Genomic DNA, 15,161 nt, shown 5'->3' on the forward strand with positions numbered 1-15,161 from the left:
CAGACCGTCCGACCCGGCACACAAACTGCGACGGTTCTCCGCCGCTTATTCTTCGATACGTAATCCGTAGGTTTTAAACTTCTCGAGCACTACGGCTATCTCTTCATCGGATAACACCGGCACCGGATCCATCACCGCCAGCGTCTTCATATAGAGTTGCGCCAGCACTTCCACCTCGTGCGCCAGCCACAGCGCCTTTTGCAGGTTCTCCTCGCAGGCAATTAAACCGTGGTGTTGCAGCAGCGTGGCTTTGCGATTTTTCAGCGCCACGACCACGTGTTCTGAGAGTTCGCGGGTGCCGAAAGTGGCGTAGGGCGCACAGGGAATGGAATTCCCTCCCGCCGCCGCAATCATATAGTGGATGGCCGGGATCGGCCGGTTGAGAATAGATACCGCGGTACAATGAATGGCGTGGTTATGCACAACGGCATTTGCCTCCGGGCGAGTCTGATAAGCCGCCAGATGAAAACGCCATTCGCTGGACGGTAACTTCCCCTCTTCGTATTTGCCGTCGTTATCCACGTAGACAATCATCTGTTCGGTCATTCGTTCATAAGGAATGCCGCTCGGGGTAATCAACATACCGTCCTGATAACGCGCGCTCACATTTCCCGCCGTCCCCTGGTTTAAACCCAGGCGCGTCATTTCAAGACAGGTTTCAATAATTTCTCGAGATAAACGAGTTCTTTCCATCTCAGTTCTCCGGGGTACTCGGTTCAATGACTGATAACACTCTTGTTGTCGCGCGTATTATTTTTGTCTTAAGCGCTTAATTAATTTCATTTCAACTTTTACCGTCTCATGAACAGGGCGATCTTCGATGGCGTTGAGCATCATAGTGAACGCTTTTTCCGCCCAGGCGTTCTCATCCTGCTGCATTGACCACACGTTATTGGACAGGAATCCCAGCATCGGGTGTTCGTCAAACGTACCGATATTGATCTCGGGCGGAATGACGCCAAAACGGTCGCGAATGGCTCTTACCGCCCCTTCCAGCACCGGTAATGACGAGGCGATAAACGCCTGCGGACATCCTGCTTCATCGATCAAAGCCTGCATGATCTGGTATCCCCCTTCCGGGGTGTTCACCGGCCCTTCGCGCACCCAGTCACGATGATGAATCCCTTTTTTACTGAGCGCATTCAGGTAACCCGTCAGACGGTCGCTGATACTGGGCAAACCGGTATCGCCCACCAGAAACCAGACCGGTAACTTTTCAGCATCCAGCAAACTTTGGGTTAAGTGTTCACCGCCTGAAATATTGTGACTTTCCACCAGCGCGTTATCCGTGTATTTAAAATCACGGTCCAGCAATACCATCGGTTTTCTCACCTGACGTAAATGATGCTGCTGGTTTTCTAACGTTGACGGGACAATAAAAAGACCGTCCACATTGCGGGCAATTAACGCCTTGGTGATTTTGTTTTCGTAATCGACATCATCATAGGTACAGCTAATCATCAGCTGATAACCGGATCGACGACAGCGCTGCTCAAGTTTCTCTGCCAGTGTGGCAAAGAAGACGTTAGAAATATTGGGAACAATCAGGCCAAGCGTATCCGTTTTATTCAGCTTCAGACTGCGGGCGGAATGGTTAATCACATAACCATATCGCTCAACATATTCATTAATACGCGTTTGCGTTTTGAGGCTGATTCGATACTGTTCAGCTTTTCCGTTTAGCACCAGTCTCACGGTTGTCACCGATAAATTCAGGTCGCTGGCTATCTGTTCTACTGTTTTAGCCATGTATGTGCCCCAGTCACCGTCCAAGCGTCAATTGACAATCATAAAAGCATTTTACACTTTTGTCTTACCGCATCAGTCGGTTAAGCGCACGCCGTTGATCTCACCAGGTAAGCAGGGGCGAAGACACCGCCCCCTGCCGGTTTATTTCTTGCCGAAAGGATGTAACAGCTTGTCTATTTCCGGCGTATTGATGTTCTGGGCGCTCACAAATTTCACCGGGATATCGATCTCTTTCGCGACCGTTTGCCCGGACAACGCCGCATTCAGGGTTTTAATCCCCTGGTAACCAATCTGATAAGCGTCCTGGACGACAAAGCCCTGGATCACGCCGGTGTTCAGGAAGTGAATAATCGCTTCGGTACTGTCGAAACCAATGACCTTCACCTTCCCTTTCAGATTCTGGCTGTCGATGGCGTTGGCGACGCCCAGCGTTGAGCCCTCATTGGTGCCATAGATCCCCGCCAGATCGGGGTTGGCCTGAATCATATCAATAGTCTTATCCATCGCTTTTTGCGGATCGCCATCACTGTACTGCACGGGCAGCACCTTGATATCCGGATACTTTTCCTTCATGCGGGCAATGAACCCTTCCGAGCGTTCAATCGCGGATGACGTCCCGGCGACGTGAGCGATAATGCCGACTTTACCTTTATTGTTCACCTGCGCGGCCAGCGCATCCGCCGCTTCAGCGCCAGCTTTACGGTTATTGGTCGCCACGAAGCTAACCGGAATATCCGAGTTCACGCCGGAGTCAAAGGTGACAACCTTAATGCCACGCGAATTCGCCGTTTCCACCAGCGGAGCAAGCGCATTGGCATCCAGCGCCGCCAGCAGCAGGCCGTTCGGCTTTTGCGCCATGGCGTTTTCAACCAACTGAATTTGTTCCGCAATCTGGGTTTCGTCCGCAGGTCCGACATAGCTGGTTTTATCGCCCAGCTCTTTCGCCGCCGCTTCCGTCCCCATTTTTACGGTTTGCCAGAATTCATGCTGGAAACCTTTACTGATGACCGGAAGGTTCAAATCTTTCGCTAACGCACTGGAAGTGATGCACGCCAGCAGGGATAACGCATAGACAAAATGCCTGGTTTTCATTGTTGTACTCCGTTGTGAGTGTGTCACCCTTAACGTCAGGGTCAGTGTTCCCCGTGACTGCCGGGAGCGTAAATCAACGAATCTTTTTGCGTAACGTATCGAGGTAGACAGCGGCGACGACCACAATGCCCATCGCAACCATTTGCCAGAACTGAGAAACCCCCATCAAGTTCAGGCCGTTTTTCAATACGCTCATAATAAATGCACCGATGATCGTGCCGCCGATGGTGCCAATTCCGCCCATCAGACTGGTGCCGCCGATCACGACTGCGGCAATGGCTTCCAGTTCATAACCGACACCGACTGTTGGCTGACCGGAGTTTAGACGCGAGGCCAGAATCACCCCGGCAATGCCAGTCAGCAGACCGCAGAAGGCATAGACGAAGATTTTGACGCGCTGAACTTTGATCCCGGAAAGGTGCGCCGCCACTTCATTACTGCCCACGGCATAGACATAGCGACCAATTACCGTTTTCTTGAGGATATAGCCGGCAACCAGCGCCACAATCACCAGATAGAACACGGGATACGGCAGCACATCGAATAAACGTCCCTGCGCCAGCAATTTGAAGGTGGGATAATCGGCGAAATAGATGGCGCGCCCATCCGTCATCACCATGTTAATTCCCCTGACGGACATCATCAGACCCAGCGTAGCGATGAACGGTGGAATCGTCATTTTGGTCACCAGCAGACCATTCACGTAGCCACACAATCCTCCGGCCAGCACGCCTGCTAAAATACAGACCGGCAACGGAAGTCCGAGCGTCGCGCAAATGCCAACCGCAACGCCGGAAAACGCCACCACCGATCCTAAAGAGAGGTCGATCCCCGCGGTAATAATGACGAACGTTACGCCAATGGCCATAATGCCGATAACCGACGTTTGCAGAGCAATTGTCATAATATTTTCGGTGTTAAAGAAAAACGGCGAACTGAAACTGAAAAAAACAACCAGGATAATCAAACTAAAAAGCGGCGCAAGGCGCATTAAAAGTTCTTTATTAATTTTTATTTTCTTATTATTGCTGTCTGAAGAGGTTACAGAGATGGTCATGATTTAATCCTCTAACGTCGCATATTGCATGATTTTTTCTTGTGTGGCGTTATCAGCAGTTAATTCTCCGGTAATACGACCACTGCGCATGACTAAGATACGATCGCACATACCCAGCACCTCCGGTAATTCCGAAGAAATCATAATGATCGATTTCCCCTTTGCCACGAGGCGATTCATTAATTCATAGATTTCCAGCTTAGCGCCGACATCAATTCCACGGGTAGGTTCATCAAAAATAAGAATATCGGTATCTTTGCACACCCAACGGGCAATAATAATTTTTTGCTGATTTCCCCCACTCAAATTCAGGGCCGCCTGCTCAAGGTGCGGCGTTTTGATTCTGAGCGCCCTGACCTGCTCTTCACTTGTTTGCTGGCAGCGTTTAGAATCAACGTGACCAAAATGGTCGGCGTATTCAGGGTAATTTCCCAACATGATATTGCGCTCAACGGACAGATTAAGCGCCAGTCCCTCTTTTTTACGGTCTTCCGTTAAATAGCTAATGCCTTGTGCGATGGCGTCAGAAATCCCCTTTATCACAATGGCCTTGCCGTTCAATTTAATGGTCCCGCTGTCGATGGGATCGGCGCCAAAAATGGCTCGTGCCAGCTCCGTACGCCCGGCGCCCATCAACCCGGCAAAACCCAGTATCTCGCCCCGGTTCAACGTAAAGTCGATGTTATTGAGCACGCCTTTGCGCGTGAGGCCGTTAACCTCCAGCACCGGCTCCTGATGCGTCCGCGCTTCCCGGCGAGGATAGATATTCCCCAGTTCGCGCCCGACCATCATCGCAATCAGCTCACTGATCTTCACGGTTTCATAATCAACGGTATCAATGTATTGACCGTCGCGCATGACCGTCGCCCGATCGGCAATCAGCGCTAACTCTTCCAGGCGATGCGAGATGTAGACAATCCCGGTCCCCTGTGCTTTAAGCAGGCGGGTCACCTGGAACAAGCTTTCTATTTCTGTTTCCGTCAGCGCCGCCGTGGGTTCATCCATAATCAGGATTTTGGCATTGACGGATATCGCTTTCGCGATTTCCACCATCTGCTGTTGCGCCACGGTCAGATCTGACACCAGCGTTTCTGGCGAAATATTCAGGTTTAATTTCTGCAAAATTTCGGTTGCCGCCTGTCGCTGCTGTTTTTCATCCAGCCGCCAACGGTTATTTTTACAAAACTCTCTGCCGATAAAGATATTCTCTTCCACGGTTAATTCCGGAAAGAGATTAAATTCCTGGTGAATAATAGTAATCCCGGCATTCTGCGCGCTGAGCGGATCGCTGAATGACACAGGCTTCCCTTCAAATATAATATCCCCTTCATCCGGTTGATAAACACCGGACAAAATTTTCATCAGCGTGGATTTGCCTGCCCCATTTTCGCCTAATAGCGCATGCACTTCGCCTTTGCGAAGAGTAAAATTCACATTACTCAACGCTAATACGCCGGGAAAGCGTTTGGTAATATGATTCATCTGTAAAAATGTTTCGGACATTGCTGCTTTCCTCAATAATCAGAAACTGCAGGCAGTGAATCAGGCGAAGTGCATTCTCAGGGAGCGAGCGTCACCATGAATGTGAATACTTCCTGAAAACACGTTTACGTCACGTCGATATGTTGCCAGATATTGCTAACTCGAGTTAGCGAGTTGCCCTTTAAAGCTATTTTAGCCACCAAAAATAGCCAAATCATTTGGGTTAAAACTGTGATACCGGGCAGACATTTATTTATAATTATCTGATTTTAAATACTTTAATAAATCTGGCTGTCATTTAATTATTTGATGCAGATCGAATTTTAACCACTTCTCGTGAAGCCCCTCACAATCCCATCAGAAAAAAGTTGTGTAAAAAACACGCCAATACCTAAGCTAACTCGAGTTAGCAAATTTATCTGTTTCAGACGACTGCTGCGGTGGTGCCCTGTCATCCGCCTGAGCAGCACGCCTACACGTGAGATGAGGAACCCCGAATGAAGAAGATCAGCCTGCCGAAAATTGGTATTCGTCCGGTTATTGATGGACGCCGAATGGGCGTTCGTGAATCACTGGAAGCACAGACGATGAATATGGCAAAGGCCACTGCCGCCCTGCTGACAGAAAAACTGCGCTACGCCTGTGGCACCCCGGTTGATTGCGTTATTGCTGACACCTGTATCGCCGGAATGGCAGAATCCGCCGCCTGTGAGGAAAAGTTCAGCAGTCAAAACGTCGGCCTGACAATCACTGTCACACCGTGCTGGTGCTACGGCAGTGAAACCATCGATATGGATCCCCTACGCCCAAAAGCCATCTGGGGTTTTAACGGTACCGAACGTCCGGGGGCGGTCTACCTGGCTGCCGCGCTGGCGGCGCATAGCCAAAAAGGGATCCCGGCGTTCTCCATCTACGGCCAGGATGTACAGGATGCCGGAGATACATTGATCCCAGCCGACGTTGAGGAAAAACTGCTGCGCTTCGCCCGGGCAGGGCTCGCTGTCGCCAGCATGAAGGGGAAAAGTTACCTCTCGCTGGGTGGGGTGTCGATGGGGATCGCCGGTTCCATCGTCGATCATCATTTCTTTGAGTCCTGGCTGGGAATGAAGGTCCAGTCCGTCGATATGACTGAACTGCGTCGCCGCATCGATCAAAAAATCTATGACGAAGCCGAGCTGGAAATGGCGCTGGCGTGGGCGGATAAACACTTCCGCTACGGTGAAGATAAAAACGCGAAGCAATATCAACGGAACGCCGAACAGAGCCGGGCAATCCTGCGGGAAAGCCTGCTGATGGCGATGTGCATTCGCGACATGATGCAAGGAAACCCTAAGCTGGCGGAAATGGGGCGCGTGGAAGAGTCGCTCGGCTATAACGCGATTGCCGCTGGCTTCCAGGGACAACGTCACTGGACCGATCAATATCCCAACGGTGATACCGCCGAAGCGCTGCTTAACAGTTCTTTTGACTGGAACGGTGTGCGCGAACCGTTTGTTGTCGCCACCGAAAACGACAGCCTGAACGGCGTAGCCATGCTGCTGGGACATCAGTTGACCGGCACCGCGCAGGTCTTTGCCGATGTGCGAACCTACTGGTCGCCAGAAGCAGTTGAACGCGTAACCGGTCAGCCGCTGACCGGACGGGCAGAACACGGCATTATCCATCTGATCAACTCCGGTTCCGCCGCGCTGGATGGCACCTGTAAACAGCGTGACAGCGACGGAAAACCGACGATGAAACCACACTGGGAGGTCACGCAGCAGGAGGCTGACGCTTGCCTCGCGGCAACCGAGTGGTGTCCGGCGATCCATGAATATTTTCGCGGCGGCGGTTATTCATCACGTTTCCTGACCGAAGGCGGCGTGCCGTTCACCATGACCCGCGTGAACATCATCAACGGTTTGGGACCAGTGCTGCAAATTGCGGAAGGCTGGAGCGTTGAGTTGCCAAAAGAGGTCCATGACACCCTCGACAAACGCACGGACTCGAGCTGGCCCACCACCTGGTTTGCGCCACGTCTTACCGGTAAAGGACCGTTCTCCGACGTCTATTCCGTGATGGCGAACTGGGGGGCGAACCACGGCGTGCTGACCGTCGGCCACGTCGGCGCAGACTTCATCACCCTCGCCGCGATGCTGCGCATTCCGGTCTGCATGCACAACGTGGAAGAGGCGAAAATTTACCGCCCTTCCGCCTGGGCCGCACACGGGATGGACACAGAAGGCCAGGATTATCGCGCCTGTCAGAACTACGGGCCACTGTATAAACGTTAAGGATAGCGTAACTGCCTGATGGCGACGCTGGCGCATCTTATCTGGTCTACGGGTAATGGCTCGTAGGCCGGACAGGCACAGCGCCATCCGGCAACGGGAGTCATTATGAAAAATGAAATCATCCTGGTTCTCGACTGTGGCGCGACAAACGTGCGGGCCATTGCCGTTGATCGTCAGGGACACATCGTTGCTCGCGCGGCGGTTGCTAATGCCAGCGAGGAAGCTATGGAAAACAACGCCTGGCATCAGTGGTCGCTGGACGCCATCCTGCAACGTTTCGCACAGTGCTGTCGGACGCTGTCGGCTGAACTCTCGGCCTTTCGGATACGCGGTATCACCGTCACCACCTTTGGCGTTGACGGCGCGCTGGTCGATGAAAACGGCGAATTGCTCTACCCAGTCATCAGTTGGAAATGCCCGCGCACTGCCGCGATAATGGAAAATATCAGCCGCTTTATGCCGCCGCGTCAGTTGCAGACCCTTTCCGGCGTCGGCGCATTCAGCTTCAACACCTTATATAAGCTGATTTGGCTTAAAGAAAATCACCCGCAACGGCTGGATCAAGCCCACGCCTGGCTGTTTATCTCCTCACTCATTAATCATCGCCTGACCGGCGAATTCACCACTGACATCACTATGGCGGGCACCAGCCAAATGCTGGATATTCAGCAGCGGGATTTCAGCGCCGATATCTTGCAGGCCGCAGGGTTGCCGAGACGGCTCTTCCCGCGACTCGTGGAAGCCGGTGAACAGGTAGGTTCGTTGCAGCCCTCAATGGCGACGATGCTTGGTCTCCCGCCGGGAATTCCCGTGATCTCTGCCGGACACGATACCCAGTTCGCGCTGTTTGGCGCCGGTGCGGAGCAAGATGAGCCGGTTCTCTCTTCCGGCACGTGGGAAATCCTGATGGTGCGTAGCGCCAGGGTCGATACATCGTTACTAAGCAGACATGCCGGTTCAACCTGTGAACTGGACAGCCAACCGGGACTTTACAATCCGGGGATGCAATGGCTTGCTTCCGGCATCCTTGAATGGGTGCGTAAGCTGCTGTGGACACCCGAAACCCCGTGGCAAACGTTGATTGCGGAAGCGCAAGCGATTCCCGCCGGGGCCGATGGCGTGCGGATGCAGTGCGAGCTGCTCTCCTCTGTGGACGCAGGCTGGCGCGGCGTCACCCTGAATACCACCCGTGGTCATTTCTATCGCGCGGCGCTGGAAGGATTAACGGACCAGTTGCGACATAATCTGCATACGCTGGAAAAAATTGGCCAGTTCAACGCCACAGAACTGCTGCTGGTCGGCGGCGGAAGCCGTAATACCTTGTGGAATCAGATTAAGGCCAACACCCTGGAGATCCCTATCAAAGTGCTGGATGACGCTGAAACCACCGTTGCAGGCGCGGCGATGTACGGCTGGTACGGCATCGGTGCGTTTTCCAGTCCACAACAGGCCAGAGAACAGGTGCGCTACCAGTACCGTTATTTCTATCCTGAAACACAGTAAAGGAATCTCGCATGCTTAAAACGATTTCTCCACTCATCTCGCCGGAGCTGCTTAAAGTACTGGCGCAAATGGGACACGGCGATGAGATCATTTTCTCAGACGCGCACTTCCCAGCGAACAGCATGGGGCCACAGGTGATCCGTGCGGATGGTCTCAGCGTCAGCGACTTACTGCAAGCCGTGATCCCGCTGTTTGAACTCGACAGCTATGCGCCACCGCTGGTGATGATGGCTGCCGTCGAGGGCGATACCCTCGACCCGCACGTTGAAACGCGCTATCGCGAGGCGCTTTCCCTACAGGCGCCATGCCCGGAGATCGCGCGAATCGATCGTTTCGCCTTCTACGCCCGCGCGCAAAAGGCCTTTGCCATTGTCATCACCGGCGAGCGCGCAAAGTACGGGAATATTCTTTTAAAAAAAGGGGTAACACCGTAATCTCAATCGCGGTCAGGGCATTTGATTGAGAGGTGAGAAGAGATGAAAGCGGCACGTCAGCAGACAATTGTGGATCTGCTCAGTCAGCATAAAAGCCTGACTACCGAAGCACTGGCCGTTCAGCTCAACGTCAGCAAAGAGACCATTCGCCGCGATCTCAGTGAACTACAGGAACAAGGAAAGGTTCTGCGCAACCACGGGCGCGTAAAAGGGATCGAGCGGGAAAACCCGGACAGTGGCGATCCCTTTCATATTCGCCTGAAGAGCCATTACGCGCACAAAGCCGATATTGCCCGAAAGGCGCTGAGCTGGATTGAAGAAGGTATGGTGATTGCGCTGGATGCCAGTTCCACCTGCTGGTATCTGGCGCGACAACTGCCGGATATCAATATACAGGTTTTTACCAACAGCCAGCCGATTTGTCAGGAGCTCGGCAAACGCCAACAACTTCAGCTCATCAGTTCTGGCGGCAGGCTGGAACGCAAGCACGGCTGCTACGTCAACCCTGCGCTCATTTCACAGCTCAAATTTCTTGATGTCGATCTGTTCATTTTTTCCTGCGAAGGGATCGACCGCCACGGCGCACTGTGGGATTCCAGCACCTTCAATGCGGACTTCAAATCGGTCCTGCTGAAACGCGCGTCGCAGTCGTTATTGCTGATCGATAAGAGTAAATTTAATCGTTCCGGGGAAGCGAGGATTGGCCATCTGGATGACGTAACGCATATTGTGTCGGACAGCGCATCGATGTGACTCGACAAGTCAGTTATAGAATTCGCTGTATAGCAACGACACTCCTGATAAAATCATCTATCATCAACCAGGAAATCATAAGAACAATAGACCTAAAAACACCAGGAAACCAGTTTTAAACTCCAAACATAATACCTTCAAAGTCTATTAGGCTAAAAACTCACCTAAAATATAAAACAGAAAAGAAAATTCCCGTACAAAATACATAAAGATAATAATCTCTTTTTTGAAGATTACTATTCTTACACGTTGCCCTGATAAAATTTTAATGTTATCAATCTAATTAAGTCATTATTTATAATTGTAATCATGCACTCTTTTTTAAAATTGTGCACGGCGCTATTTTTTATGACTCAATACCACCACACATATATTAAGGATGATTTATGAGTTTGAAATCTAAGGTTTCTTTATTACTGGTCCTGGGCATCTTCACCTGTGCAAGCGGCGTTGCGCTGGCTAAAACGCCCTCACCGACTCCTGCTTCCGTTCAGTCGACTGATAATGTCAGCGTTATCAATATCCTTGATAATAAAGCAACCGTAACATTGCCTGAAGAATTTAAACGCATGTCTGCAAAGCAGATGGCAACGCAATATGCCACAGCAACGCCTCAACCCAAAGAAGCCTGGTATATTGATACCGGTAAAAATGTTATCGCCCTGACATTTTCATTTCCTTATCCAGGAAAGGCGCTACGGGATGAACAAGTACCGATGGTTGCAGAAATGATGAAAACCCAAATGTCACAACTCAACCCCGTTCTGACCACCCAAAAAGTCAATGGACATACGGTAAGCCGGCTGGAGATGGTGATGCCAGATGCCACGAGAAAGGGCGCACCAAATCACATGCTCATCCAGATTGCCTCTTTTAACAATGAGCTGATGATGTCCACTTATTCGGTACCTGCCGAGTTAAAGGATAAATATCTACCGATTGGATTAAGCGCTTTAGATTCACTCAAATACTAAAGCACACTTATGCCGCTAATAGCAATTTAGCGCAAAGGACGCCGACACCAGGTTTTTCTTTAAACATCCAACATAACGCATAAAGTGATGAAAGCGGTAAACCGCGGTTAAACCCAATATAAATCTGGCAGGAATTTAAATCATTCCGGCCAGATTTAAGCAAAAAGGACTTTTTCATGAATATATTGCTTATTTCTCAAGATGTTTACTTCGCCCATGGGGTGTTGAACATTTTTCAAACCGCAGAATATCACTGTGAAGCGATGTCGTCAGATAATTTATCATGCGCCGATGTGTACAGATTATCTAATGAGTATGATCTCATCATCCTTGATGCCGTTAACTTTACAAAATCAAACCTGAAGTTTAATTTCAATAATCCTTTGCACAATATCATTGTGGCTATTGACATTTCACCTTCATTACTCAGAGAGAAACGAAATTTTATATCAAAAAAAGATCCTATCCATGTCATTCAAAAGAAAGTGCAGCAATATTTAAGCCTTGTGCATGAGCACGTTAAATACAAAGAGTTTAAAGCATTGCAGTTCACGGCGGCAGGAAAAAACATTCCGGTCATCGCCTCCATGCTTAACACCACGGAGAAGAACATTTATCAGTTAAGAAACCACCTGGTTTATAAGTGTGGTTTCCTACGATATCATCCCTTTACCGCAATTTATTGCAAAAAAATATTACCGTTTATCTCGAGACAGTCTCCCAATGATATGCTTTATTATAATATGGAGCAGGGATATCGTAAAAAGTCCATTAGACTGGGGGTAACAGCATCGCAATAACCTGGATAGTTTCATTCTTTCAATAACCCCTAAGTTAACATCAGTTAGCTTAGGGGTTATATCTAGGAAAACGCAGACACTGTTGGAGCAACATCAGACATAGATCACACTATCTTAGTCTCCCTATCGGTAAAACAGCATGGAAGCTACACAAATGAAACATATAAAAGACATATTAATCATTGCGTTAGTTAACGTCCTTTCTGTCTACCTATACTATAGTTATTATAATGTTAATTATAGCTGAGTGAATAAATCCATGCTATCTACTTGTTAAGAACGATTAAGATAATCATCATTTACTGACATAACAAAAGATAACGTTTCATAGATAAAAAAATCCCGAGATTAATATAATTCCACGTTGTTATATTGCTCCCGATTATTGGGAGGTATACATATGGATTATATAATAGAGGATACAATCCGGTTTAATACGAAAGATCGCTCGCTTACCCACGTTGAAACCAGTGACAACATATTTTTAGCGATGCCTGGATGCTTTCTTCTCGAATATCTGGTTAAAAACCAGGGGACGGTATTCACGCGTAATCAACTACTTGATGATATTTTCAAAAAGAATGAGTTAGTGGATAGTGACTGCAACCTGAGTCAGAATGTCTCGATGCTGAGAAAAAGCTTCCGTGACTTAGGCATCAGCAAAGATGTCTTGCTAACCAAGCCCAGAATCGGATTACTCCTTTCCGAGGAAGTAAAGGTGACGGAGATTTCCCAGCCTCCCGTCGGAACGTTGAAGAAAAAATTCAATATTAAGTCCTGGGTCAACCACTTCAGCATTCTGTTGTCCGTTTCAGTGGCGTTGCTCCTGTCCGTTTGGTCTCATTTTCAGCATCAAGACCATTTTAGTGCCTTGCCTTTGCCGAAAGCAGAGACCATCAATGGGTGTAAAGTGCATATCCTGAGTAAAGCGGAAGAGGCAAAAGAAAGTATTGCCCGTCTGCTCCAAAAGGAATCATTGCAATGCGACGCTCAGGACGTTCTCTACTACCTCGAGAATGACTCCGTCAATATTGCCACGGAATCACTGGTGCATTGCCGTTCGGCGGGAAATGCTACACCTGCTTGTGATAATTACATATTGAGAAGGCCATTATGATAAATCTAAAAAATACTAAAATTTTCATCTGGATACCTCTCGTTCTGGCCCTTCTGTTTTTAATTGCCTCTCATTTCTACACGCGTACTCAAAGTTACGCTTGTACAGGCCAGCAAAAGGTTTATCTTAGCGGCGGCGAGTACATGAATCTGCGGATTAAGATTAACATCCATAAACAAACGGTCAGTATGACGGTGAAGGGCGCTCATCATCAGGCGGATGGTTCAATGAGCAAAATTTATCGGCAAGGCACTTACCAGTACCGCCAGTTCTACAACGGGCTCTATGAAACCACATTACTCCAGGAACAGCGGTTTTCTGTCGACAAATCCCCCGATCGCTTAAGCAGCAACATTTTTGGTATTAATGTCGGTGAAAAAATCAATTTAAGAAGCAATAAAATCCGTGATGACCTGTTAGTTTTCGGCACAGAATACATCTGGGTCTACGCCTGCCAAATGGATACCTGAGCCAGTCTCTACGCCACTATCTGGATGAGAATCGCGATGATTAACGCACGTTGACATCTTTCTCTCCGGATTTTCCTCTCCCCTGCATCAACAGTGCGGTGAATCCGCTATTTTCCCCAGTGCTGCAATCATGCGTTATGCCTTCTTTGTACGGCTTCTCCTCTCGTTATTACCGTGCCCCCTGACGATCCGCCAACCTGTTAGCTGTATCAGACAACGTCGTGGTTCACCTTTAGCCTCTTCACCCCACTGATGCGCTCACTTTTCCTTTCACTTCCCCCTATTGTCGATACCTGGACATGCCATCGTGACACAATAGCCTCGCTCCTTCTGTGTTGACGAGGATAACTCCCATCATTAATAAAACTCATACATAAGGTAATCAAACCATAAAACAGACAATCAAAAGTTAAATTCACTAAATAAATGACATTTTGCGACTTTAGATACCAATTATCACCAGAAAGAGCAAAACTACACTCAAGTTAAGCATGACAAAAACAATAGTAAACAGAACATACCGCCCTAAGGGCAACATGATATTAACAAACAGACTAATATTTTGTTTTTCTCTGATAAATACAATTTAACCATTTATGTTATGGCGATTGAAACCCTAAGAAAATGTCTGAGAAAAGCGTGTTCTGTTAGAGGCTTAATTTAGCCACTGAAGGTTTTCAGCCGTTTAGTCTGCTTATGTCAGTCAAGCTGGTTTTTTCCACTTCAGACTTCATTATCAACTATATGGATTTAATACAGAGTAATGACCGATATAATGAGTGATAAAGGGACATCTAATTACGGAGTAATTTCAGACATGCATATGAATAAATTGTATGGATATCTTATCGATTCCTCTGTTCTCTACTTGCCATTTCAGCAGCAGCTCATCAGTAACCGGGGGAATTCCTGCCAGTTACGTAGCACGATGAGTGAACTGATGTTTTTTCTTATGCGGCACGCAGAGAGAGGCATTGTTAGCGATGACGAAATTATATTTAACGTTTGGGAAAAAAATCAACTTTCTGGCACCTATAGCCGCTTATGGCAAGTGATGCAAAATCTGAAACAGAAACTCGATGAAGTCGGTGTAGAGAATGAGATGTTTATTCGTGTCAGAGGGAAGGGATATTATCTGATGAATGATAAAATAACCCCACTCTATACATTTGATAAGAGCCAGCAAGTTAAAGAGATTAGCCACGCTAATTTCTCACAAATTTAACCTCATCCAGGTAAAAATTTTATCTCGCTGAGCGTGATGAGTGCTTAATATTTTCGCACACGTAAAACGGCTCAAAACTGAATATCACCTTCAGAGTAATTGAGGTTCTTGCATCCAATGTGTTAACTGATACGGGTATACCGGTAGCTATTTCAACCTCGATTTCAGTACCCGATGCAAATGAGTGAGCCTCATTTTACAGGCAGCAAAGTTAGAAGGGAGGGTTATTTCA

At 48.6% G+C, this 15,161-nt stretch carries 14 protein-coding genes; 9 read left to right on the forward strand and 5 right to left on the reverse strand.

Annotation, left to right across the window (positions count from 1 at the left end):
* Positions 1-45: 45 nt before the first annotated feature.
* From fucA to AL479_RS04090, 5 genes are all read right to left on the reverse strand, one after another.
* Positions 46-693 (reverse strand): L-fuculose-phosphate aldolase, encoded by a 648-nt coding sequence (gene fucA / locus AL479_RS04070; RefSeq protein WP_044264281.1) that lies wholly within the window; start codon positions 691-693, stop codon positions 46-48.
* A 57-nt stretch (positions 694-750) separates the two neighbouring features.
* Entirely contained in the window at positions 751-1,749 is a 999-nt protein-coding gene (locus tag AL479_RS04075; RefSeq protein WP_042999498.1) for a LacI family DNA-binding transcriptional regulator, read from the reverse strand.
* Between the two features lie 141 nt (positions 1,750-1,890).
* Positions 1,891-2,841: an ABC transporter substrate-binding protein gene (locus AL479_RS04080; protein WP_042999497.1), complete on the reverse strand. Its 951-nt coding sequence runs from the start codon at positions 2,839-2,841 to the stop codon at positions 1,891-1,893.
* Positions 2,842-2,914: 73 nt separating this feature from the next.
* On the reverse strand, positions 2,915-3,898 hold the full coding sequence (locus AL479_RS04085; RefSeq protein WP_061075151.1) for an ABC transporter permease: 984 nt from the start codon (positions 3,896-3,898) through the stop codon (positions 2,915-2,917).
* 3 nt (positions 3,899-3,901) lie between these two features.
* Positions 3,902-5,401: a sugar ABC transporter ATP-binding protein gene (locus AL479_RS04090; protein ID WP_061075152.1), complete on the reverse strand. Its 1,500-nt coding sequence runs from the start codon at positions 5,399-5,401 to the stop codon at positions 3,902-3,904.
* A gap of 476 nt (positions 5,402-5,877) precedes the next feature.
* On the opposite strand from AL479_RS04090, the gene fucI reads away from it, so the two are divergent.
* From fucI to AL479_RS04135, 9 genes are all read left to right on the forward strand, one after another.
* Positions 5,878-7,653 (forward strand): L-fucose isomerase, encoded by a 1,776-nt coding sequence (gene fucI / locus AL479_RS04095; protein WP_061075153.1) that lies wholly within the window; start codon positions 5,878-5,880, stop codon positions 7,651-7,653.
* 105 nt (positions 7,654-7,758) lie between these two features.
* Positions 7,759-9,156, forward strand: coding sequence for an L-fuculokinase (fucK, locus tag AL479_RS04100; RefSeq protein WP_061075154.1), 1,398 nt, complete (start codon positions 7,759-7,761; stop codon positions 9,154-9,156).
* 11 nt (positions 9,157-9,167) lie between these two features.
* Positions 9,168-9,590, forward strand: a complete 423-nt coding sequence (gene fucU, locus AL479_RS04105; protein ID WP_061075155.1) for an L-fucose mutarotase — start codon at positions 9,168-9,170, stop codon at positions 9,588-9,590.
* A 42-nt stretch (positions 9,591-9,632) separates the two neighbouring features.
* Positions 9,633-10,343, forward strand: a complete 711-nt coding sequence (gene fucR, locus AL479_RS04110; protein ID WP_061075156.1) for an L-fucose operon activator — start codon at positions 9,633-9,635, stop codon at positions 10,341-10,343.
* Positions 10,344-10,729: 386 nt separating this feature from the next.
* Positions 10,730-11,317, forward strand: a complete 588-nt coding sequence (locus AL479_RS04115; protein WP_061075157.1) for a hypothetical protein — start codon at positions 10,730-10,732, stop codon at positions 11,315-11,317.
* Between the two features lie 176 nt (positions 11,318-11,493).
* Positions 11,494-12,117: a hypothetical protein gene (locus AL479_RS04120; RefSeq protein WP_061075158.1), complete on the forward strand. Its 624-nt coding sequence runs from the start codon at positions 11,494-11,496 to the stop codon at positions 12,115-12,117.
* 400 nt (positions 12,118-12,517) lie between these two features.
* Positions 12,518-13,234: a winged helix-turn-helix domain-containing protein gene (locus AL479_RS04125; RefSeq protein WP_061075159.1), complete on the forward strand. Its 717-nt coding sequence runs from the start codon at positions 12,518-12,520 to the stop codon at positions 13,232-13,234.
* A complete protein-coding gene (locus tag AL479_RS04130; RefSeq protein WP_061075160.1) occupies positions 13,231-13,704 on the forward strand; it encodes a hypothetical protein in 474 nt (157 codons plus the stop codon). Before AL479_RS04125 ends, AL479_RS04130 begins: the two co-directional genes overlap by 4 nt.
* A gap of 775 nt (positions 13,705-14,479) precedes the next feature.
* Positions 14,480-14,929 carry a winged helix-turn-helix domain-containing protein gene (locus AL479_RS04135; RefSeq protein ID WP_192575246.1) on the forward strand — a complete coding sequence of 150 codons (450 nt, stop codon included), beginning with the start codon at positions 14,480-14,482 and terminating at the stop codon, positions 14,927-14,929.
* Positions 14,930-15,161 lie beyond the last annotated feature (232 nt).

The sequence above is a fragment of the Citrobacter amalonaticus genome (genome assembly GCF_001559075.2).
In the GTDB taxonomy this organism is placed as follows: Bacteria; Pseudomonadota; Gammaproteobacteria; order Enterobacterales; family Enterobacteriaceae; genus Citrobacter_A; species Citrobacter_A amalonaticus_F.

Bases quoted from the DNA above. Each gene is read 5' to 3' on its own strand.
- fucI (WP_061075153.1), top strand. From the start codon at position 5,878: ATGAAGAAGATCAGCCTGCCGAAAATTGGTATTCGTCCGGTTATTGAT.
- AL479_RS04115 (WP_061075157.1), top strand. From the start codon at position 10,730: ATGAGTTTGAAATCTAAGGTTTCTTTATTACTGGTCCTGGGCATCTTC.
- AL479_RS04085 (WP_061075151.1), bottom strand. From the start codon at position 3,898: ATGACCATCTCTGTAACCTCTTCAGACAGCAATAATAAGAAAATAAAA.
- AL479_RS04080 (WP_042999497.1), bottom strand. From the start codon at position 2,841: ATGAAAACCAGGCATTTTGTCTATGCGTTATCCCTGCTGGCGTGCATC.
- AL479_RS04120 (WP_061075158.1), top strand. From the start codon at position 11,494: ATGAATATATTGCTTATTTCTCAAGATGTTTACTTCGCCCATGGGGTG.
- AL479_RS04135 (WP_192575246.1), top strand. From the start codon at position 14,480: ATGAGTGATAAAGGGACATCTAATTACGGAGTAATTTCAGACATGCAT.
- fucR (WP_061075156.1), top strand. From the start codon at position 9,633: ATGAAAGCGGCACGTCAGCAGACAATTGTGGATCTGCTCAGTCAGCAT.
- fucK (WP_061075154.1), top strand. From the start codon at position 7,759: ATGAAAAATGAAATCATCCTGGTTCTCGACTGTGGCGCGACAAACGTG.
- AL479_RS04130 (WP_061075160.1), top strand. From the start codon at position 13,231: ATGATAAATCTAAAAAATACTAAAATTTTCATCTGGATACCTCTCGTT.
- fucU (WP_061075155.1), top strand. From the start codon at position 9,168: ATGCTTAAAACGATTTCTCCACTCATCTCGCCGGAGCTGCTTAAAGTA.
- AL479_RS04075 (WP_042999498.1), bottom strand. From the start codon at position 1,749: ATGGCTAAAACAGTAGAACAGATAGCCAGCGACCTGAATTTATCGGTG.
- AL479_RS04125 (WP_061075159.1), top strand. From the start codon at position 12,518: ATGGATTATATAATAGAGGATACAATCCGGTTTAATACGAAAGATCGC.
- fucA (WP_044264281.1), bottom strand. From the start codon at position 693: ATGGAAAGAACTCGTTTATCTCGAGAAATTATTGAAACCTGTCTTGAA.
- AL479_RS04090 (WP_061075152.1), bottom strand. From the start codon at position 5,401: ATGTCCGAAACATTTTTACAGATGAATCATATTACCAAACGCTTTCCC.